This is a genomic window from Marivirga tractuosa DSM 4126 (assembly GCF_000183425.1).
In the GTDB taxonomy this organism is placed as follows: Bacteria; Bacteroidota; Bacteroidia; order Cytophagales; family Cyclobacteriaceae; genus Marivirga; species Marivirga tractuosa.
This window is the reverse complement of the sequence record NC_014759.1, coordinates 4,355,416-4,375,407: the sequence shown is the minus strand read 5'-3', so window position 1 is coordinate 4,375,407 and position 19,992 is coordinate 4,355,416. Positions and strand designations below refer to the sequence as shown.

The 19,992-nt window shown below is 34.8% G+C and carries 18 protein-coding genes; 4 read left to right on the top strand and 14 right to left on the bottom strand.

Annotated elements, in window-relative coordinates; translation table 11 throughout:
• Positions 1-13: 13 nt before the first annotated feature.
• Positions 14-1,285 carry a c-type cytochrome gene (locus FTRAC_RS18405; RefSeq protein WP_013455795.1) on the bottom strand — a complete coding sequence of 424 codons (1,272 nt, stop codon included), beginning with the start codon at positions 1,283-1,285 and terminating at the stop codon, positions 14-16.
• Positions 1,286-2,111: 826 nt separating this feature from the next.
• On the opposite strand from FTRAC_RS18405, the gene FTRAC_RS18400 reads away from it, so the two are divergent.
• From FTRAC_RS18400 to FTRAC_RS20220, 3 genes are all read left to right on the top strand, one after another.
• Entirely contained in the window at positions 2,112-3,065 is a 954-nt protein-coding gene (locus tag FTRAC_RS18400; protein WP_013455794.1) for an aldo/keto reductase, read from the top strand.
• 212 nt (positions 3,066-3,277) lie between these two features.
• A complete protein-coding gene (locus tag FTRAC_RS18395; protein ID WP_013455793.1) occupies positions 3,278-4,012 on the top strand; it encodes a phosphatase PAP2 family protein in 735 nt (244 codons plus the stop codon).
• 194 nt (positions 4,013-4,206) lie between these two features.
• Positions 4,207-4,476 carry a response regulator transcription factor gene (locus tag FTRAC_RS20220; RefSeq protein WP_081457051.1) on the top strand — a complete coding sequence of 90 codons (270 nt, stop codon included), beginning with the start codon at positions 4,207-4,209 and terminating at the stop codon, positions 4,474-4,476.
• A 164-nt stretch (positions 4,477-4,640) separates the two neighbouring features.
• Here the strand turns inward: FTRAC_RS20220 and dcm are convergent, their stop codons facing one another.
• Genes dcm through FTRAC_RS18375 form a run of 4 tightly spaced genes read right to left on the bottom strand, consistent with a single transcriptional unit; the run spans position 4,641 to position 8,548 of the window.
• Entirely contained in the window at positions 4,641-5,777 is a 1,137-nt protein-coding gene (gene dcm, locus FTRAC_RS18390; protein ID WP_013455792.1) for a DNA cytosine methyltransferase, read from the bottom strand.
• Complete coding sequence (locus tag FTRAC_RS18385; protein WP_013455791.1) at positions 5,747-7,186, bottom strand: protein NO VEIN domain-containing protein; 1,440 nt, start codon at positions 7,184-7,186, stop codon at positions 5,747-5,749. The genes dcm and FTRAC_RS18385 overlap by 31 nt, the downstream gene beginning before the upstream one ends.
• Entirely contained in the window at positions 7,183-8,223 is a 1,041-nt protein-coding gene (locus FTRAC_RS18380) for a DNA cytosine methyltransferase (protein ID WP_013455790.1), read from the bottom strand. The genes FTRAC_RS18385 and FTRAC_RS18380 overlap by 4 nt, the downstream gene beginning before the upstream one ends.
• A complete protein-coding gene (locus tag FTRAC_RS18375; protein ID WP_013455789.1) occupies positions 8,216-8,548 on the bottom strand; it encodes a helix-turn-helix domain-containing protein in 333 nt (110 codons plus the stop codon). The genes FTRAC_RS18380 and FTRAC_RS18375 overlap by 8 nt, the downstream gene beginning before the upstream one ends.
• 620 nt (positions 8,549-9,168) lie before the next feature.
• Here FTRAC_RS18375 and FTRAC_RS18370 point away from each other — a divergent pair.
• Positions 9,169-9,600 (top strand): hypothetical protein, encoded by a 432-nt coding sequence (locus tag FTRAC_RS18370; protein WP_041650002.1) that lies wholly within the window; start codon positions 9,169-9,171, stop codon positions 9,598-9,600.
• A gap of 64 nt (positions 9,601-9,664) precedes the next feature.
• Here the strand turns inward: FTRAC_RS18370 and FTRAC_RS18365 are convergent, their stop codons facing one another.
• The 9 genes from FTRAC_RS18365 to FTRAC_RS18325 form a co-directional block, all read right to left on the bottom strand.
• On the bottom strand, positions 9,665-10,081 hold the full coding sequence (locus FTRAC_RS18365) for a DUF6326 family protein (protein WP_013455787.1): 417 nt from the start codon (positions 10,079-10,081) through the stop codon (positions 9,665-9,667).
• Positions 10,082-10,215: 134 nt separating this feature from the next.
• Positions 10,216-10,767, bottom strand: a complete 552-nt coding sequence (locus FTRAC_RS18360) for a DUF4287 domain-containing protein (RefSeq protein ID WP_013455786.1) — start codon at positions 10,765-10,767, stop codon at positions 10,216-10,218.
• A 16-nt stretch (positions 10,768-10,783) separates the two neighbouring features.
• Positions 10,784-11,206 carry a DUF1801 domain-containing protein gene (locus FTRAC_RS18355; protein ID WP_013455785.1) on the bottom strand — a complete coding sequence of 141 codons (423 nt, stop codon included), beginning with the start codon at positions 11,204-11,206 and terminating at the stop codon, positions 10,784-10,786.
• A 372-nt stretch (positions 11,207-11,578) separates the two neighbouring features.
• A complete protein-coding gene (locus FTRAC_RS18350; protein WP_013455784.1) occupies positions 11,579-12,208 on the bottom strand; it encodes a hypothetical protein in 630 nt (209 codons plus the stop codon).
• A 419-nt stretch (positions 12,209-12,627) separates the two neighbouring features.
• On the bottom strand, positions 12,628-14,424 hold the full coding sequence (gene typA, locus FTRAC_RS18345; RefSeq protein WP_013455782.1) for a translational GTPase TypA: 1,797 nt from the start codon (positions 14,422-14,424) through the stop codon (positions 12,628-12,630).
• 388 nt (positions 14,425-14,812) lie between these two features.
• Positions 14,813-15,568: a LytR/AlgR family response regulator transcription factor gene (locus tag FTRAC_RS18340; RefSeq protein ID WP_013455781.1), complete on the bottom strand. Its 756-nt coding sequence runs from the start codon at positions 15,566-15,568 to the stop codon at positions 14,813-14,815.
• Complete coding sequence (locus FTRAC_RS18335) at positions 15,565-16,698, bottom strand: sensor histidine kinase (RefSeq protein ID WP_245545993.1); 1,134 nt, start codon at positions 16,696-16,698, stop codon at positions 15,565-15,567. Before FTRAC_RS18335 ends, FTRAC_RS18340 begins: the two co-directional genes overlap by 4 nt.
• Positions 16,699-16,980: 282 nt before the next feature.
• The gene (locus FTRAC_RS18330) at positions 16,981-17,631 is read right to left on the bottom strand and encodes a tetratricopeptide repeat protein (RefSeq protein WP_013455779.1); all 651 of its coding nucleotides are present in this window, start codon (positions 17,629-17,631) and stop codon (positions 16,981-16,983) included.
• A 101-nt stretch (positions 17,632-17,732) separates the two neighbouring features.
• Positions 17,733-19,883, bottom strand: coding sequence for a TonB-dependent receptor (locus FTRAC_RS18325; protein ID WP_013455778.1), 2,151 nt, complete (start codon positions 19,881-19,883; stop codon positions 17,733-17,735).
• Between the last annotated feature and the right edge of the window lie 109 nt (positions 19,884-19,992).

Here is a 19,992-nt window from a genome sequence, read left to right as displayed (position 1 = left end):
TAAATATTTTTAATTAATAATGACACTTTGCACATTCTAAACCGCCTATATCTACAACTTTCAAGTCGCCACCATCATGTGCTTCGACTAATTGATCGTAATATGCATTACCTTTTGCATTTACCTTAGTCTCTCTGTGACAGTTAATACACCATCCCATAGTCAATGTGCTCCACTGTTTTACTACTGCCATTTCCTCTATAGGACCATGACAAGTTTGACATTCAATTTCACCTACATTTACGTGCTGAGAGTGGTTGAAATAAGCCAAATCCGGAAGGTTATGTACCCTTACCCATTCAATTGGCTTTACATTATCACCATACTCACCAGTTTCAGGATCGTAATCTATAGCCTTATAAATTTTTGCTATTTCTTTTGATTCTGTTTTGATAGCTGTGTGACAGTTCATACAAATATTAGCAGAAGGAATGTTAGCACTTTTACTAATCATCACTCCAGTATGACAGTACTGACATTCAATCTCATACTGACCTGCATGAATCTCATGAGAGAAAGCAATTGGCTGCGTAGGTTGATATCCTTGCTGAACACCTACTGTATAAAGACCATCAATAACAGTTTTTGCGACAACCGCAGTAAATATTAAAATCACAAAGAATAAGAAGCCGTTGCTTCTTACCAATTTGTTGAGGTTTAACTTTTGATTGACAAACTCTCTATCTCTTTCGTCAATATCTTCTTTCTGATTGATGAATTTGGTCAATACGGTTACAATCAAAACCAATACAACCAAAATCAAAATTAGGACTATCACAAACCCTACTATAATCAGCGTTAGGTATTCTGACGGGATGCCTCCACCTCCACCAGCACCAGCTTCAGTAGCTGCCCCACCAGCATCAGCAGTTGCTTCTTGCGGTGGATTTTCAGTTTGATACTTGATATAACCAAGAATACTTTTGATTTCCTCGTCTGCGAAATAATCAAAATTAGGCATCACAGCCTTTCCATATTCATTGTAAAGGTTTACTGCGTATTCATCTCCTCCTTGAATTACTTTTTGAGAATTCTTAATAAAATTCAATAACCAAGGCAACTCTCTTCTTTCGTAGACGTTTTTAAGAGCAGGTCCAACCATTTTATTTTGGACTTGGTGACAAACAGCACAATTATTTTTAAATAGTTTTTCACCATTTGCAATTGCTTCTTCACTTGTAGGCAATTCTTCAGCCTGAGCAAAAGCATTATTCGGTAATGATAAAAAACTCACTAATAGGAATGCTATAAAAGATAAGCGAGTAATATACGTTTTCAAGGACATATTTATTTGTTCATTTAGCATCTGGGAACACCAATTATTAATTGGGTACAAATCTACTGCCCAAAGCCATTATTTCAAATACATTTCGAATACAAATTTGCTATTTTTATATCCCAATTCATAAAAATGGGCTTAATTATCTGATATAAAGAGATTTATAGTATTTTTATAAGTGAAAACAATACTAATTTAGAAAAATTATAAATAGGATAGTTATTGAACTTTTCTGCATTTAGAAGAAATTAGCGGAATAATGCAATGAATTCTACTCTAAGTGTTGAAAATGTTTGAGATTGGTTTGAATTGGTATTTTGTTACCGAGGCAACTTATTGAAGTCAGCTAGACCTTTCACAATTTTCATCATTAAAATAAAAGAGCATTCTTATAATTTCCTTAGGGATTAAAATAGAATAGCATGCTTAAGTACATCTTTAGCTTTCTTTTTCTATTATATAATAAACGTCCGCAGGCGTCATTGACGCTTAATATGTCTCGCAAAACCTGTCCCGCACTTTAGTCGGGAGTCGTTGAGCCGCAAAGTTTTCGCAAAAAAAGATTTTTGTTCTCTATTTTGAAAGACAAAAGTATAGCATATACATAAAGGGAAACATAGTATTATAGCATAGCTATTAAATGTCTTTTTTCTTTTTTCGTTGCGAGGTCGTTGCGTCTCCGCGTCTTTGCGAGAGTTACCATTTTCGGCTTTGCCGAAATTTAGATCTTAAACTTAATATCAACATAGTGAGATAAAGGAGTTTTCACATTTTATTCAACATAATATGCTCTCAGTAGTATAATAATAGAGACTATAAAACTAACTAACACATGAGAAAATTAACTTTCAGAAACGGAGATATTTTACCTGCTTTAGGACTAGGAACTTGGAAATCAGAGCCTGGAGAGGTTTATGAAGCAGTATTAGAAGCTATTAAAGTGGGTTATCGCCATATTGATTGCGCCTACATCTATGGAAATGAAAAAGAAATTGGAGATGCACTACAAAAGGCATTTTCGGAAGGTCTTTGCACCCGAAAAGATATTTTCATCACCTCTAAACTTTGGAACAATGCACACTTAGCTGAAGATGTTGAACCAGCGCTTAAGCAAACTCTAAAAGACTTACAGTTAGACTACTTAGACTTGTATTTGATGCACTGGCCAGTCGCTCAAAAGCCTGAATCAGAATTCCCGAAGTCAGCTGATGATTTTCTGGGACAAGACTTGGCTCCTATTCAAAAGACTTGGAAAGCTATGGAAAAATTGGTGGGAGAAGGGCTGACCAAACACATAGGCGTTGCGAACTTCAATATCAATAACCTGGAAAAATTAAGGGAAATAGCCACCATAAAACCGGAGATGAACCAAGTAGAATTACACCCTAACCTTGTGCAGGAGGAATTGGTACGATTTTGTAAAAAGCATGATATTTTAATGACTGCTTATTCTCCTTTAGGATCGAAAGACAGAGCTAGCCAAATGAAAAAAGATAATGAACCGGATTTATTCGAGCTTCCTATCATTAAAAACTTAGCTGCAAAATATGACAAAACACCTGCTCAGATTTTGATTGCATACGGTTTAAATAGAGGGATCTCCGTAATCCCTAAATCAACAAATGCGGGAAGAATCAAACAAAACATAGAAGCGGATGCTATCGAACTGACAAGAGAAGAGGTAGAGGCCATCAATCAAGAAGATAGAAAATACCGATTCGTTGATGGTAGTTTTTGGACACAAGAAGGCTCGCCTTACAGCATGGCTGGCCTTTGGGGAGAATAATTAGGAATTACGAATGAGGTAATTACGAATTAGAAATTGGTTAATTACGAATTAAAACAGCCAACGGAATTGGGTTTCGTTGGCTGTTTTGTTTTAAAAGCACATCCACTATTATAAAGAGTAAATAATTCTTTATTTGCGACTGCTAAATTTAACGGTATGACTGATCGGTTCAGAACAAATCAGAGCAGAAACAACAGCTTCAAATATCAATGAAATATATATTCATACTTATCTTTTCTCTCAGTATTTTCAATCTTCAAGCCCAGCAAACTGCTGACAGAGATTCCGATTCTCTGAAGACAAAATATCACCTAATAAAAAGTGCTGCCCTGCCCTTTTCACTTATAACTGCCGGGCTTTTCACCAATAACAGCCAATTTGAAAAAGATTTACAATCAAGCATAAGAGCAAAAGTGGGGAATAATTTTCAATTTAAAATTGATGATCATTTTCAATATGTACCCATAGTTGAAATGTATCTTGCTGATGTTTTGCAAGTAGAAGCTAAAAACCATTGGTTTGACCAAACAAAATACCTATTGATTTCAAATGTTATCTCAACGGCAATAACTCAAGGTTTAAAAAGAATCACCCTAAAAACACGACCCGATTTGTCATCTGAGCATTCCTTCCCTTCCGGGCATACCACTTTTTCATTTACTAATGCCAGTGTTTTAATGCATGAGTTTAAGGACAGCGCTCCAGTTTTGGCTTATAGCGGTTATTTCTTTTCCAGCACAACAGCTGCGTTTAGGGTTATAAATGACCGGCACTGGATTTCGGACGTATTAGTAGGTGCAGGCATAGGCATTTTGGTTACTGAATTGGTCTACTATTTCGAACCCCTTGAAAACTTTAACCCATTTAAAAAGAATGAAAACATCAATTTTGTACCTATGATAGATCAAAACAGTAAGAGATTCTATTTTTCTTATACTTTTTGAAGCAAGCAATTTTGAAACTTGTATAAAATGGTTTAATACCATTTCGAAAATAAAATTCTGATTTAAAAATCAAAAAAGAAATAATTATTCCACTACAAGCTTCCTCCTAGCCTCTTGCTTATTGACATAACCCTCCAAACAATATAAAAGCGAGTTGTTTAGTCTACTTGTGAACGGAACAGCACTATGGCAATATTATAATACAGCGGAATAGATATAATGAAACTTATAAATATGATTTAATTAGCTGTTGCTGGAAGAGAATAGAAAAAATAGCCTTATCGGATAAAGAAAAGGAAATCCTACGATATTCAATTAGAGGATCTAGTATCAATGAGATTTCCGAAAAACTATTTATTTCTTCCGATACCGTAAAGTTTCATAGACGAAAATTATTCGGAAAATTAGAGGTTAGTAACATTAGTGAAGCTATTTCCAATGCATCTCAAAATGAGCCTATTTGATGGTTTAAAAGGTTTTTTAAAGCAGATTTAATTTTGTTGGGTAGTGGTTTTTAAAAGTCAAGTATAAGAGCAGTAGCTGATTTATACCCACTAACTTTTCAGGTTAGCACTGGTCTTGTCTATACCTACTTTGTTTCGTTTTAGCAATTAAACCTCTATTATTTTTATACAATATTGTACGCTAGCTTTTTTTCATTCAACTCGTTTTTATCAGCATTGGAACAGACATACTCTTTTGCAGTTTTTGGTGAAGCGTTGACTTGTGCGAACTGTAAATGTGTTTGGCTTTCAGAGTTGGCCCGCATTATATCTTTTTCAACTAATCGGCTCAATGACTTAGCAATGTGCCACATTAATACTGGTGGTACAGCATTTCCAATCGCTCGATATTGTCTTGCATCAGAAACAGAATCCAATTTAAAATTGTCAGGGAAGGATTGAATATTTGCTGCTTCCCGTGGTGTAAACCTTCTGTATCTTCCATCAATTTTTAAAACTGGGTCAGTACTGTTTAAGCTGACTTTAGCTAGATGAGAACTAATCGTATTACAAGGTTCTTCCAAATTTTGGTCTCTTCCTTTGTTCATTTTTTTTTGAACTCGCATCATTCCATCTACTGCTCTTTGACTGAAAAACCATTTTTCATCTTTATTAGCTTTTTTGTCTATTACTTCTTTTAATTTAACCTTTGAGTCGTTCAAAGTAGTTGGTTGAGGAAAATTGAAATATGCAAAGTCCTCATAATTCTTGAAGCCAATTATGAAAACTCGTTCCCGTTTTTGTGGAACACCATATTCCGAAGCATTAAATAGCTGATACTTTACATGGTATCCTGCTTTTTCAAACTCTTTAATTATCATTGGAAAAGCTTTCTTTTTATTGGCAGACAGAATGCCTTTTACATTTTCTGCAATGAAGAATCTAGGCTGTTTATTTTTAAGAATATTGACCATTTCAAAGAATAAAAGACCTCTTTCATCTTTATAGCCTAATCTCGGTGGATTCTGTGCACTTATTGAAAACGATTGACAGGGAAAACCACCCAAAAGAATATCGTGTTCTGGAATTTCGGACATAGAAACATCTTTGATATCCTTAGTTATACACTTATGTTCAAAATTACTATTGTAAATTTCAGTCGCATATGTATCAAAGTCATTAGCATATACTATCTCGAATGGTAAAGATGAGTAGTTTCCATTCAGATAATTGAAATTACCTACTAAACCTAAATCCATTCCTCCACAACCACAAAAAAATGATGCAGCTTTTAATTTCTTAATTCTATTAATTTTTGCCATTGTCCAGATTTGTTTGAAAATTCTACTACTAAATTTTTGTCAATTTTGAGATTGCCGCTTTCATATTCCTTGACTGGATTATTGATTACAAAGATGTTTTTACCAGAGTCATTAATGACTAAATAATAAACATAATAATTGTCGCCAAGCGTTTCAGCAGTATCCCATTCATTTGGGGTTAGCTTAAATCGATTGCTATTTATTGCTTTTCTTGATTTTGTTGTTTTAACTTCAATGTATCTTTTCTTTTTCTCAATCTCAATACTTTGTAAATCATAACCTACACCTAATGGTGTTGGGATTTTATTTATTAAATGTTGTCGGTTTGAACCGTCTTTGGTTCTAAGATATTCGTGCGCTAGAATTAATGTTTCTCCGTAATCTCCAAAGATTTTGGTTGGAACTTTTGCATCACCCGTCATTCTAGCATAATACTCTTGAATCAATGCAGAAATGCTTTCAACTTCATTAGAATCTAATTGAGGTTTAAATTCTTCGATTTCATCGAAGCTGTTAACAAAATCAAACCACAATTCTTCAAGAGTGCCAATTTCAGGGTTTGTAATTGAATCAATTTTATAGAACTCGTCATACTCTTTGAACCAAACCGAGTTTTTCAAATGAAAATTAATAGCGTCTTTATTTTGATCATTTAAGTAATAATAGTAGCCAGTTCCTTTATGATGTAATAAATTTGCTAGCACCATATAATCTAAAATATCTCCAGCATAGCGATATACATCACCTCTTGAGGGATAAGAGCCAGTTCGATGGTTTTTAAGTTGCTCGTACCTGTGTTCATATTCTAAATTTCGGAATCTATTTGACAATATCAGTTCAGCAACTTCTTTTGGATGTCTTCCATCTCTAGTAACTCTTAGGTCAAAGTATGCACATTGTGTAAGTTCTTCCGCAGTAAAACTAAATGGTTTACCCAATATTTTCTCTCCTTCGATTAGCAGTCGCAAGATGAATTGACAAGGTTTGAATCGTACGCCAGCTTCAATTTGCTTAATTACATTTTGAGATTTTATATGTCCACCTGGATATTGAAAACTGAACAAGAAGTAATTAAAAAATTCATCCAAATATTGATTATTTGCTAATCTCTTTGCAGTTACTCCAGGATATTGTTTACCATTAGATTCTTGAATAAAACCAAATAATGCTGAAATTTCAGTTCTCCAATTATCAACCGTTTTTTGAGTAGACGTGGCATTTTTCTTGAAGCTAAAAAGAACTTTATTTAATTCATCTCTAAATACTTCTTTGTCCAATATTGGCATTTCCGAAATAGAAGTGGCAACATAAAGCAAAACCTCTTCAACGTCATTCTTGAAGCGGGGTCTAACGTGATGTAGCCTAAAAAAATAATCGTCAGGTATTTTATATTTTAAAGGTTTAGTCATAAATAATTTTTGATTTTCAAAGCTATCTCCTTTGCTAACAATGGTGGTACTGCATTACCCACTTGCTTATATTGACTTGTTTTGCTACCACAAAAAATGAACTCATCACGGAATGATTGTATTCTTGCACTTTCTCTTACTGTTGGAACTCGATTAAATTCATAATGAAAGTGATGTCTATGACCAGTATCTATTGTAAAACTAGGTTTTTTGCTGTTAAGTCTAGTCCAGGCGATATTTACTTTTCTCGTTTCATGAAGTTCTTTTGGCAAGTCTTTGTAATTACCTCCGTCTGGAACCATACCAATAATTTCAACCGTTTTTTCACTATGATTTGTGATTTGATGATTAAAAACCACCTTATTCCCGTTTCTCATTTCTCTTTGAAAAACACTTTTGGGATTAATGGTGTATTGACATCCATCTTCTAAACTATCTTTTGGCAGGTCGGAAATGGCTTCTTCAGATGTTATTTTATTATCAGTTGTTATTGGTTTAGGAAATTCAAACTCCAAACTATTTTTCAAACCAACAAAAAAAGCTCTTCTTCTATTTTGGGGGACTGCAAAATCAGAGGCTAATAGTTTATTATAGTTTATTTTATACCCGATATCTTTAAAGTCTTTTAAAATTTGACTCTTAACAGCACCATTGCCCATTGAAAGAATGTTAGGAACATTCTCCATAACAAATCCTTTAGGCTTAAAATAATCTACAAATCGCAGAAAAGATTTGTAAAGTTGGTTTCGCTCATCATCAATTATTCTTTTCCCAGCAATAGAAAAACCTTGACAAGGTGGACCGCCTACTATTAAATCGACATTTTCAATGGCATATCTTGTCTTTATTTCTTGAGGGTCTAGGTTTAGTAAATCAGCAACAATTCCTTTTGAATTTTTATGATTATAGTTAAAAGTTTCAATTGCATCCTTCCAATGGTCTATTCCTAGAATTACATTGTAATCCGCTTCTATAAATCCTTGAGAAAGACCTCCACACCCACAGAATAGATCTATAACGTTATATTTTTTACTCATTATCAAAGTTCAATGTTCCTTGTTTGGTATTTGTATTTCTTAAATAATTAGCTGTGTCTTCGGCTACTGTAAAAATGGATTCTGAACATTTGTACTTAAAAGCTTCTCTTACAAACTTATCTGCAAAAAACAAATCTGTAACGGTCTGAAAGTCGGTTTTAAATAGCTGTGCCAATTTTTTCAGTTTTGATTTACTGAATTGTTGACTTCCGTTTTCAATTCGACTAATGGCACTTGTATTAATTCCGATTTTCGCACCGAATTCAGTTTGTGTCCATTCTCGTCTTTCTCTTTCCGATTTTATGTATTGTCCGAAACTTGCCATGTTTACAATTTAATCAAAATATGATTTGACCTATTTTTAGCAAAAATAAAAATAATTTTCTGTTTTAACATCAAGTTCCAATGATATTTACTCTTGAGTGGTGGTGGGGAAGGGCAAGCTCTTTTGGTTTTTTAGCGTTGGCTTTGAGTGTCGGAAAAACCAAATGTGCTTGACCGTTTGTGACTTTTCAGCTTGCGTACAACGTTTGAACACGTACCACTCAATTTATACGTATTCGCTAATATCTAGGAATAAATATGCCCTAGCACATTTATTTCACTTAGGATTTTCAAAGCATTAAAAACCTCAATGTATTGCCAAAGCGAAAAGTACAATGTCGGTTTTGATCTACTCTGAACTAATAACCTAAATATAAAAGAATAAATTTTATTTACATCCCATAAATTATACTTTTAGTCGAAAAGTTTGTACTGAATTCGAAACTAAGTGTTAAGTAATTTCTCAACTCTTCACATCTTGAATTTCTTTAGTGTTGTCAAATTCTTTTTTGGCAAAAGGGCAAAGGGGTATGATTTTTACCTTGTTTTACTGAGCATATAATGCTATCTTCAATAAGATTTCATAATGAGATGAAGCAAATTCTTAAACTTTCGCTCATAATGTTGGTTGTATTTTCTACTCAGAGAATCCAAGCCCAACAAACTGAGAGTCAAGACCAAAACCCTAGACTAAAAGATTCTTCTGGCATCAGTTTATATGGCATTGGCCCTAATGCCATAGGATCTGTTTCCTATGATCGTTTCCTCACCCCTCATTTAAATGCAGAAGCAGGCATTGGTTTTATAGGAGTTCATATTGGGATGAAAGTTCACCTTTGGGGTGGGTCGGAAAGAAATTGGACGCCATATATAGGAGCAGCGGTTGCAAGATCTTTATTTCCTGCTGTTGGACTTGAATTTTTACCTTATTTTCCAATTGGCATTCAATTCGTAGGTGCTAATCATTTTAATTTTGCTTTTGAAATTGCACCATTACAGCTTGAATTTTTAGCTTGGAATGTAGTGGGAGTAAAATTTGGGTATAGGTGGTGAGATTTACCAATTAGATTAACTTAAATCGGTTGTTCTTGCTGCTGTTTTCATTAAGGCTATTTTTTCAGTTCAAAGTTGCTGTTTGCTTAGGCCATTTCCAAGCAAACCACACAATTGAAAAGGTAATTATGCTTTCCAAAAATGCGAAGAATACATAAAAACTGTACCATGGTGTTAAAGAATTGATCCCTATCAATAGCATCATTAGTGTAAATAAGCTTCCGAACAATAGATTAAAAAACCTACTAATTTTTGGTTTCAAAAGGATGGATAGGGCAACCATCACGGCCGGGATTGCTATAACTAAAGAAGCAATCAACAATTTGGTAGGGCTATCAAGCATAGAATCTCCTGTCATCATGCCATTTACTTTATCAGGAACATACAATTCAAAGTAATCGCCATACAGATAACAGAACAGTACAGAAGACCATAATAACGCAAGCTTGATTTTGATATTGACTTTTGGATTTTCTAGCATTCCACTTTTTTTTGATGTGAGAATCTTTTAAGGTAGATGCGAGATCTTCAGAAATGGTTGCTCAATGAAACAGTATGTAGTTAGAAAAACTGTATGCTACATAATTTGATCAGTTATTTAATTTTAATACAATCTTAACCTGCATTTTCATAGGCCATCTTCAACCAATCCAACACTTCACTATCAATCTCATTAATATCAGTTAGTTTGATTTTGTGCGAACACATTGCATTAGGTTTTTCGGCTTCCAGTTTTCCTTTAGGTTCTTGTCCTTTAAGGTTAATACCAATTTCAAATCTTGTTTTTGTAGCTGGGTTCAATAGTGCAAACTGTTTCTTGCGCCTCAAACTAACATAAGCTTTTTTTGGGGCTATTTCGATGTCATCACCAAAGGCTTTAATTTCTGAAATAAGTTGGTCATATATGGGCTTTAAATGCTCTTTACCTTTATACTGCTTTACAATCAAATCATCTTGATTTTCTGCAGAGCCTGCATCAGAACCTTTGGCTTTATGCGCAATCAGATTAGCGAATCCATGTGAATGCCCGTGTTCTTCTTTAAGGAACTTCATAATTTCGCCATGCTTGCTAAAGTTTTGTGCTTGTACGATCTCTATCCATTGCTCCAGCGTTTTACCTGTGTTTTTATGCAAGTTGTCGATCATGGTTTGTGCTGCCTTGTCCATAGTGTTCCTGGTTTGATTAGCCGTGTTTTGCTTTTAGAAATTTAATGGTTGATTTCATTAATTTCTTGAGTGGTTCTTGATTTATGTCGGAAAGCTTCTTGACGTAAATACAAGCTGCTCCCATTTTGAATTTCCCCAGGTCTTTAAGTAGTTCTTCCTGACCTGCACAACCGCTATAAACATAAAGCGAAATGGCAGATTTTCGAGGCGAAAAACCAATCAGTGGCCAGTCACCTTCTTGGCTACTTCTTTCAGATTTATAATGATATTGTCCGAATCCTATAATAGATTCGCCCCACATTTTGGGTTCTTGTCCTGAAACTGCTTGCATCAACTTTACAAGTTCATAACTATCTTGTTTCTTTTGCTCAGTATTAGCAAATGAATTAATGAACTCGAAAACATCCGCATCATTCTTTTTGGTTTTTAATTCAGCCATGGCAGTTATTTTTTGAATCAATTAGTTTTTGATTAATCATCTACCAATATAATGAAATAGGAGATAAATATCATTTCATAGAAATTTTATTGAGTTCATAAGTCATCTCTTTATTCTATTCAAACACCTAATAAATTGAAAATAAGCTTGATTTAGAAAATGAATCCTAGGCTAAGAGATCTCCGGGATGAAGTAGAAGAAATGAAATAACATGACAGAGCGCTTTAAAAGATAGAGCTGTGCGTCTATCCCTTTGAAGAAGGGGATGACGGTTCAAGCATGCTTTAATCATTACAATACAATCATAAAAATAGTGGGAAATATTTAAATTTTCAGCATAAAAAAAGCCGGTATCAACCGGCTTTAGAAACTTTATTCGGTGAACTCAACTGTAATCGGACTATACCCGATATCTCGAACACCTATAATTCCGTGGACTGTTTCTCCAGGCTTAATATCTCTACCTATTACATTATATAATCTTAATTCATCTAATAATTTGGTATTGGCATCTGCAGCGATCAGCATATTACCGAGCGTTATACCCGGCCCTAAAACTAAACCAATTGGGATTACATTATACTCTATTGTTCCATTCTGTTGTTTTGTTGTAGTTAAATTGACAAAACTTAATAGCAAATAGGGTAAATACCCTGGTACATTCTGCTTGATCGATTCCTTTACTACCATAGGCTCCATTGGCCTAATCTGATTATTTCCGGAGTATAAAGTCAAGTTTTTCCCAATATTAACAACTGATTGCGAATTATTGGTGATCTTAACTGCTACTAGTTTTACTCCTTTTTTGTTTTCCTTTTTGGCATACTTTTTATTCCCATTTTCCCTTAACACATCATATTTATAGGATAATTCTACACCACCTTGGGATTGATGAGAATCATAATTTAATGAAACAGGGTAGATGGGCTTATAGGATGCAGCACATCCTGATAAAATAAAGATACTTGCAATTGTGAAAAGTTTTGTAATCGTATTTGTCATTTGTTAAAAAAATATAGTGGTATGATTTATTTTAAGTGCTTATTTGAATATCAAAAATTATTGACTTTAAAATTCCTTGAACCTGTTTTTGAATATACCAAAATTAAGATCAAAGGACTATTTGAACCTTTTCGAAACCAAAAACTAAAGCTGACATGATAAGTGCAAACGACCTTAGGTTTTGGATGAAAATGAACTTACAATGTAAATGTATAAGTATTTTTTTAAAATTTAAGTATACTACTAAAAATTATGACTATTACACTTTGTAATTAAGAGTCATTAATTTATCACAAAAAAGCACTATACTATACTAGCGTAGTTAAAAAAAAGCATCTGTTAAAATGAATAAGCACAAAAAAAGCCGGCATCAACCGGCTTTTCATTTTTAATAATATGTTTTTAATCAAGACTTGTCTTTATTTCGACATTCTTTTACGCTCATTTTCGTCAAGGTAAATTTTACGCATTCGGATGCTTTTTGGAGTTACTTCCAAATACTCATCTTTCTGAATAAATTCCATGGCCTCCTCTAAAGAGAAATTGATTTTTGGAGCAATTCTCACTGCATCATCACTACCTGATTTACGCATATTTGTTAACTGCTTTCCTTTATTGATATTTACATCCAGATCATTATCTCTCGAGTGTTGTCCAATAACCTGACCTTTATAGATCACATCACCTGGTTCAACAAAGAATACACCTCTGTCTTGCAATCTATTGATCGCAAATGCTGTAGAAGCTCCTTCCTCCATGGAAATTAATGAGCCTTTATTCCTTTCCGGAATATGTCCCTTAAATGGAGCATATTCTTTATATCTATGATTCATTACAGCTTCTCCAGCTGTAGCGGTCATCATATTATTTCTTAGGCCTATAATACCTCGAGCTGGAATTTCAAATTCCAAATGCTGTACATCACCTCTCGGCTCCATTACTAAAAGTTCACCTTTTCTTTGGGTCACTAACTCAATGGCTTTACCTGAAACATCATCTGGAACATCAATAACCATATGCTCAATTGGCTCACAACGAACGCCATCAATTTCTTTATATAATACTTGTGGCTGACCTACTTGTAATTCATAGCCTTCCCTTCTCATTGTTTCAATCAAAACAGATAAGTGCAAAATCCCTCTTCCGTAAACCAAAAACTTATCTTCAGAATCTGTAGACTCTACACGCAAGGCCAAGTTTTTCTCAGTCTCTTTCATCAAACGATCACGCAAATGACGAGAAGTAACAAATTTACCTTCCTTACCAAAGAATGGCGAGTTGTTGATAGTGAAAAGCATACTCATGGTAGGCTCATCAATAGAAATTCTTGGTAATGGCTCTGGATTTTCAGGATCAGTTACCGTATCTCCAATATCAAAACCATCTAAACCAATGATTGCACAAAGATCGCCTGAATGTACTTCCTCCACTCTTTTTCTTGCTAAGCCTTCGAACGTATGCAATTCTTTGATTCTCATTTTCTTAACGGAACCGTCTTTTTTACAAAGACCTATTTGCATACCTTCTTTCAAGGTACCTTGATATAATCTTCCAATTGCTATTCGCCCTACGAAAGAAGAATAATCTAGGGATACGATCTGTAATTTCGGTACACCTTCTTTAACAGGTGCCGCAGGGATTGTTTTAATGATTTCATCCAAAAGTGGCAAAACATTATCAGTTGGCTCTTTCCAATCAGTACTCATCCAACCGTTTTTACTTGAACCGTATATGGTTTGGAAATCCAACTGGTCTTCAGTCGCATCCAAGTTGAACATCAAATCAAAAACTTGTTCGTGCACTTCATCAGGACGACAGTTTTCTTTATCCACTTTATTGACTACCACTATTGGCTTTAAGCCTAAGTCTAATGCCTTTCCAAGTACGAAACGGGTTTGCGGCATTGGTCCTTCAAAGGCATCTACTAAAAGTAGAACCCCATCGGCCATTTTCAAAACACGCTCTACTTCACCTCCAAAGTCAGAGTGACCAGGAGTGTCAATAATATTAATCTTAACTCCGTTATAAGTAACAGAAACGTTTTTACTCAAAATAGTAATTCCACGCTCTCTTTCTAGATCATTATTATCCAAAATTAATTCGTCTGATTCCGTTCCTTCACGAAATTCCTGACAAGCATAGATAATTTTGTCAACCAAAGTAGTTTTACCGTGGTCAACGTGGGCAATAATCGCCACATTTCTAATTTCTGACATCTAAATAATATAAATAAATTAACTGATATTCAACTAGTTAAGATTATTACATATTATTCTCAACTAATCAAGTTGCAAAGGTAAGTAAAATAGTTTGGGCGATAATACTTTTAGAAATAAATTAATGATTAGATAACGGAAGATTTGTAAGACAGCCAAAGGCTGTGAAGGGTTAACCACAAAGTTGCGCTAAGTTTTACACTGAGATTCTCTAAGAAAATATCTACTCGTGGCACAAGCGGACGCTTGCGCCATTGCAGTCAGTTTCATTTTAGCACTGGTTCAAGCGTCCGCTTAAACCAATCTAAACAGTTTCATCCAGCTACTATGTGATCTTCCCAGAAGAAAAAGTGTGGTCTAGAGCTCGTACTAACTCCTTGTGGTAAAATCAATCATCCAGCCATTCCTTAAACTTGGCTACTTTTTCTCGGCTGATAAGGATGTCATTGTCTTCACTGTTTTTAAGTTTGATTTTTAAACGGCTGTTGGAATAGCTCAAGACTTGATCTATAGATTTAAAAGAAGCTATGTATTTTCGATTTAATCGGAAAAAATTTGTGGGTTCAAGCATTTCTTCAATTTGGTCGAGCGTATAATCCAAAATATATCTTTTGCCAACTTCGTTTGTCTGCATAAAAGTCGTTCTTTCTGCGCTAAAAAAATAGGACACTTCATCAGTTGGAATGCTCTGAATCTTCTCTCCTATCTTTACCATAAACCGACTTTTATAATGGACTCCTTGAGGTTTCAATAGCTGCTGAATCTGACCTAAATCTAATTGAGGTTGAAATTGCTGATTTTTGAATTTCAAAATTGCCTGTTCTAACTCTTCAGGATCTATAGGTTTTAAGAGATAGTCTATTGAATTTAGCTTAAATGCTTTGATAGCAAATTGATCATAGGCGGTAGTGAAAATTATAGGGCTTTTGATTTCAACCTGTTCAAAGATCTCAAAACTTTGCCCATCGGCAAGTTCAATATCACAAAAGATCAAATCAGGTGTGGGCTCATTTTGAAGCCATTTCACAGCTGAGGAGATACTATCTAAATGGCCATAAATATCAGCCTGAGGCAAATACTTAACAATAAGTTGCTTCATCCTGGTTGCCGCAGGTCTTTCGTCTTCAATAATTAGAACTCTCATTTCTTCAAAATAAGCAAGGGTAGTTTCACACTAAATTCAGTTTCCGTCTTAGTAATTACAGGCATTTTATCACTCATCAATTCATAGCGCCTTTTTATATTTTCCAAGCCAATTCCCTTCCTTCCTATCTCTTGGGAATTTTTAGCTTGCAAATTATTGCAAACTATCAAAACATCTCCCTTTTGATGAATAGTAATTTTAAGTGGATGTTCCATGCTAACTACATTGTGCTTAATAGCGTTTTCCAACAAGAGCTGTAAAGAAAGTGGCGGCAAGTAAAAATTATCAATATAATCCGTTTTGATGTCATAGATTAAGTTCTCTTCAAACCTTATCTTCTGTAGGCTCAAATAATTTTGTGCGAATCCAATTTCATCTGCCAGACTTACCAATTCTTCTTGTTGAACATCCAGTACGTATCGGTAGATCTTCGATAATTGTTGAATAAATGAAGCAGACTGATCCGCATTTTCGTAAACCAAATTCGTCAAAACATTTAGTGAATTAAATAAAAAATGTGGGTTGAGCTGGTTTTTGAGGGATTGATATTGCCCTGCTAACTTTTCTGTTCGTAATTGTTCCGCCTCAATAGCAGCATTACGCCATTCATAAAGCCACGACCTAGCAGTAAATAAGGTAATAAGAACTAGCGCGACTCCAACTGGGAAAATTGTTTCGTCCATCATAGAAACCCAATTGATATTGTCCAGCGTAATTTCAGGTATCATGATCAAATACCCTATTACTGAAATAAGATAACTAACTACAAACGAATAGGTTAAATAAATAAGTAATGTTAAGAACAAGCGTTTCACTGGGAAACTCACCCAACTGATTTTCTTGTTAAAGTAAGCTTCAACCACAAATCCTCCATACGCCAATGAAGAAGACATGAAAAAAGAGAAAATAAAATCTGGATAAATCAATTTAAGTCCTCTCAAACTCAAAAAGCACTTTGGACAAAAAAACACTACCAATCCTAGTGCAATTATCATATTGACCAGAATAAACTTTCCGATTCTTTTTGGTGCAGATTCTTGCTTTATAAAGTAAAAGTAGCCCATTTCAATAATTTGTTTAGCATTAAGAAAACTAAGTCCTAAACTACTCATAAATTTAATGAGGAGCATTTTTCAGGATTTGATTTTCTGTAATCATCTAGCTTGTATTTTTAGATAAATAAATAGATTACACTTCCTCTAGCCTCTGACTAGTGGGAATTACTCCCGCCTCAGGAAAATTCTTAATCTATGAAACGTCCCTTTTGTTTCTAAAGCAAGCTGTTGTATTCCGTGCCAAAGACACAAGTAACTATCACTAGCCAGTGGCTAGCGATAGAAAATTTAGTTTGAATTATATAAAAATCTGAATATACAAATTAGAGTCGAACTCAGGTTAGTAAATTTTTAAAATTACTGACATTGCTGAGTCATTTTTTCAGCCATATCTTTTCCCCATTTTGGAGCTAAAGGGTTTTCATTAACATAACCGGCTTCCAATTCAAAAAGCTGTAAGCTCTTTTTTGCCATACCACAAGCTTTTTCAGGCCCTGTTCCAAAAAACTTAGCTGTCCCTTGCTCCATTTGCGCCATTAAAATCATAGCTCTAGGATTTTCAGGGTCATAAGAAAGTGCTTTCCCAAAAGTGCTCATTACTAAGCCAGACATATGTTGCCCACGTCTAGCGGGATCGGCAGCCAGTTCACCCATTAGTGCATAGCCTTTCATAGCCACTAATTCAGAATTCTCTCCATTTTCTTGAACTGCTTTATCAATTAGATCTTGAGCTTGTTTAAAAAATGCGTCCTTTTCCTTAATCCCTTCCGTTCTGAATCCAGCGTTGGTTAATGCAAAAGCCGCATAATATTTCGGCAACCATTCGGATGTATTCATCTCCCCTATCCGGGCAAAGGCATTGGCTACATTTTGGAAATCCTCAGGAGATTTAGCTTCATCAAATTGCTGCAGTTGTGTTTTCATGGCTTCTACATAAGCAGAATCGTTAGCCATTAAATTTAGTACTCCTATAAAGGTAATTGCGATTGTTAAAATGTACTTTTTCATATGATTATTATTTAGTTTTTACTTTGCTATATGGAATCTCGCATTCGAAAATCATCTTTGTAAATAACTTTTTGCAATGCTCGATTTCATAATTTTTAGATTTATAAGTTGTTTAATTGATTTGCTGTTTTGTCTTTTGAAAGGGTTAAGAAAATTCCCATAAATAAGAACCGAGGAGCCCCCTGTGCAATAGGCATTCCAGGGACTAAACCTGATTCATTAGGTTGAGAAGCATATTGATAACCGAAAATATTATCTCGCCCTAGCACATTACTACATGCTAAATGAATGATGAGGTTGGGTTTTGGTAAATAACTCCAGCTAAGGCTCAAATCCTGAAAGCTTTTGGTTTTGGAATTTTGTTCTCCTGCTAAATTTGGATTTGTAAAAACATATCCATCATTAAAACTAAATGACATTCCAATTTGAGATTGAAGAGCAGAAACAAAATGTTTAGCTACTATTGAGGCATTATGTTTTGGTGCAAAACTAGGTTGCACTTGCGTTTCGAAGGAATCAAACTTTCTTTTCGAGTCTACAAAACTATAAGTCACCCAAAAATCAGTCTCTTTAATGGATTTTCGATCTCTATAGAAGAAATCCATCCCTTTTGCGTAGCCAGTTCCACTTAGGGAGATATTTTCAGGTGCTAAATTTGATCCACTGAAAGTAATTAAGTTATCGTAAGATTTATGGAAAGCTTCAGCTCGGAATGTTCTGCCCTTTTTGGAAATAAAATAATTTAAAATAAAGTGCTCTGCCTCAGTATTTCCTAAGCTATTATTTAGGACTCTAAACTTATCCATCGGAAGCTGACTAAATCTACCATAGGCAAAAGATAGTTGCCCTTCATGTTCAAATTTATATGAAACTGAGGCTCTAGGATCTACCCAAAGTTCATCACCTAGTATGCTGTAGCCAGACCTTACTCCACCTCTGAAAATCAGTTGATTGCTCAAATAATAATCTGACTCAACAAACACATTATAGCGTTGATCCAAAAAATCTCTAGTCAGTCCTTCATTTACCAGCGATTCTTCAAAAATTGACCAAGTGCTTTCCAAACCTGTTTTCAAGGAAATCGCATCTGAAAAATCTTTTATAGCTACTCCTTTGGCATGTATCAATCTGCTTCGTTGATTCACTTTTTGACCACTTAAATCAAATTGATCAAAATTATCTGAGTACGAAATCCCAGCAGTATAGCTCCAGTTATTTTGCCCAATCAGTTTGATGTTACTTTGTGCATAGGTATAATCATTTTTAATACCAATCAGATTACCTCTGCCCGTATCACCAGGCTGCTTTTGCCATAATTTTAAACCATTTGATTCTTTTTGGAAGTAAGCTTTTAGAAAACCACCATTGCCTACTTTTTGAGTACCAGCAACTGAAAAATCCCAACCATACGGGCTACGCTCCCAATCGAAGTTTTGCTTTATTAGTGATTGATAAGGAGAAAGATCAAAATAATTAGCCGAAGCCGTTATGCTGTTATTTTTACCAACCAAAGTTTGTATATAACCTCCACCCAATGACATAATGCTTACATCTCCTTGACTTCGAAGTGGAATATCTACCGTATTTAAAGCTAAAGCGGAGGATAAGGCCTGACCATATTCAGCCGAATATCCACCAGTACTAAAAAAGGAACCTTTAAAAAGATTCGGACTAAATCGAGTGCGAGTAGGTACATTTGAAGCGGTAGTACCAAATGCATTTCCTACTTGAAGCCCATCAATAAAAATGGCGGTTTCAGAAGCATCACCACCTCTAACAAACAACCTCCCATCATTCCCCACTGTTGATGTTCCTGGTAAAGTTTGAAATGCACCAATGATATCACCCATTGCACTTGGCGTAGTTACAATATCCAAAGGCTTTAGCACCACTGCTTTATTTTCGTCAGAAGCTTCCATGGCTCCTGCCGTTATGGTTACAGCATTTAATTGGTCAATAGCTTCTTTAAGTTGAATTTCAATTTGTAGAGGCGATTCATTCAAGTTAACAGCTAGCTCTTGATTTTTATAACCTACTGATTGTGCAACTAAAAATTGGCTGCCATTAACAGCAGTTTTAAATGAAAAGAAGCCTTTTGCATTTGTTGAGGTTCCGTCATAGGTATTTTTAATATAAACACTCACGCCCGGCAGGCTGTCTCCTTTGGTAGAAGTTACATAACCTGAGATTATGTTCTGTGCCTCCACTCCGAAACTTGATATGATGAGTAATATGGTGATGAACTTTTTCATGGTGCTTCATTTTTTTCTATGCACCAAATGTGGGGTAGTTTTCTATTAATATAAATTAAATATGACTGAAGTGTAGAATTACTAGGATGAAGTGTAGGGAATGAGGGAT

What these genes read in the sequence shown, in the direction of transcription:
- FTRAC_RS18405 (WP_013455795.1), bottom strand. Translation starts at nt 1,285, where the DNA reads ATGTCCTTGAAAACGTATATTACTCGCTTATCTTTTATAGCATTCCTA.
- FTRAC_RS18400 (WP_013455794.1), top strand. Translation starts at nt 2,112, where the DNA reads ATGAGAAAATTAACTTTCAGAAACGGAGATATTTTACCTGCTTTAGGA.
- FTRAC_RS18395 (WP_013455793.1), top strand. Translation starts at nt 3,278, where the DNA reads ATGAAATATATATTCATACTTATCTTTTCTCTCAGTATTTTCAATCTT.
- dcm (WP_013455792.1), bottom strand. Translation starts at nt 5,777, where the DNA reads ATGGCAAAAATTAATAGAATTAAGAAATTAAAAGCTGCATCATTTTTT.
- FTRAC_RS18385 (WP_013455791.1), bottom strand. Translation starts at nt 7,186, where the DNA reads ATGACTAAACCTTTAAAATATAAAATACCTGACGATTATTTTTTTAGG.
- FTRAC_RS18380 (WP_013455790.1), bottom strand. Translation starts at nt 8,223, where the DNA reads ATGAGTAAAAAATATAACGTTATAGATCTATTCTGTGGGTGTGGAGGT.
- FTRAC_RS18375 (WP_013455789.1), bottom strand. Translation starts at nt 8,548, where the DNA reads ATGGCAAGTTTCGGACAATACATAAAATCGGAAAGAGAAAGACGAGAA.
- FTRAC_RS18370 (WP_041650002.1), top strand. Translation starts at nt 9,169, where the DNA reads ATGTTGGTTGTATTTTCTACTCAGAGAATCCAAGCCCAACAAACTGAG.
- FTRAC_RS18365 (WP_013455787.1), bottom strand. Translation starts at nt 10,081, where the DNA reads ATGCTAGAAAATCCAAAAGTCAATATCAAAATCAAGCTTGCGTTATTA.
- FTRAC_RS18360 (WP_013455786.1), bottom strand. Translation starts at nt 10,767, where the DNA reads ATGGACAAGGCAGCACAAACCATGATCGACAACTTGCATAAAAACACA.
- FTRAC_RS18355 (WP_013455785.1), bottom strand. Translation starts at nt 11,206, where the DNA reads ATGGCTGAATTAAAAACCAAAAAGAATGATGCGGATGTTTTCGAGTTC.
- FTRAC_RS18350 (WP_013455784.1), bottom strand. Translation starts at nt 12,208, where the DNA reads ATGACAAATACGATTACAAAACTTTTCACAATTGCAAGTATCTTTATT.
- typA (WP_013455782.1), bottom strand. Translation starts at nt 14,424, where the DNA reads ATGTCAGAAATTAGAAATGTGGCGATTATTGCCCACGTTGACCACGGT.
- FTRAC_RS18340 (WP_013455781.1), bottom strand. Translation starts at nt 15,568, where the DNA reads ATGAGAGTTCTAATTATTGAAGACGAAAGACCTGCGGCAACCAGGATG.
- FTRAC_RS18335 (WP_245545993.1), bottom strand. Translation starts at nt 16,698, where the DNA reads ATGCTCCTCATTAAATTTATGAGTAGTTTAGGACTTAGTTTTCTTAAT.
- FTRAC_RS18330 (WP_013455779.1), bottom strand. Translation starts at nt 17,631, where the DNA reads ATGAAAAAGTACATTTTAACAATCGCAATTACCTTTATAGGAGTACTA.
- FTRAC_RS18325 (WP_013455778.1), bottom strand. Translation starts at nt 19,883, where the DNA reads ATGAAAAAGTTCATCACCATATTACTCATCATATCAAGTTTCGGAGTG.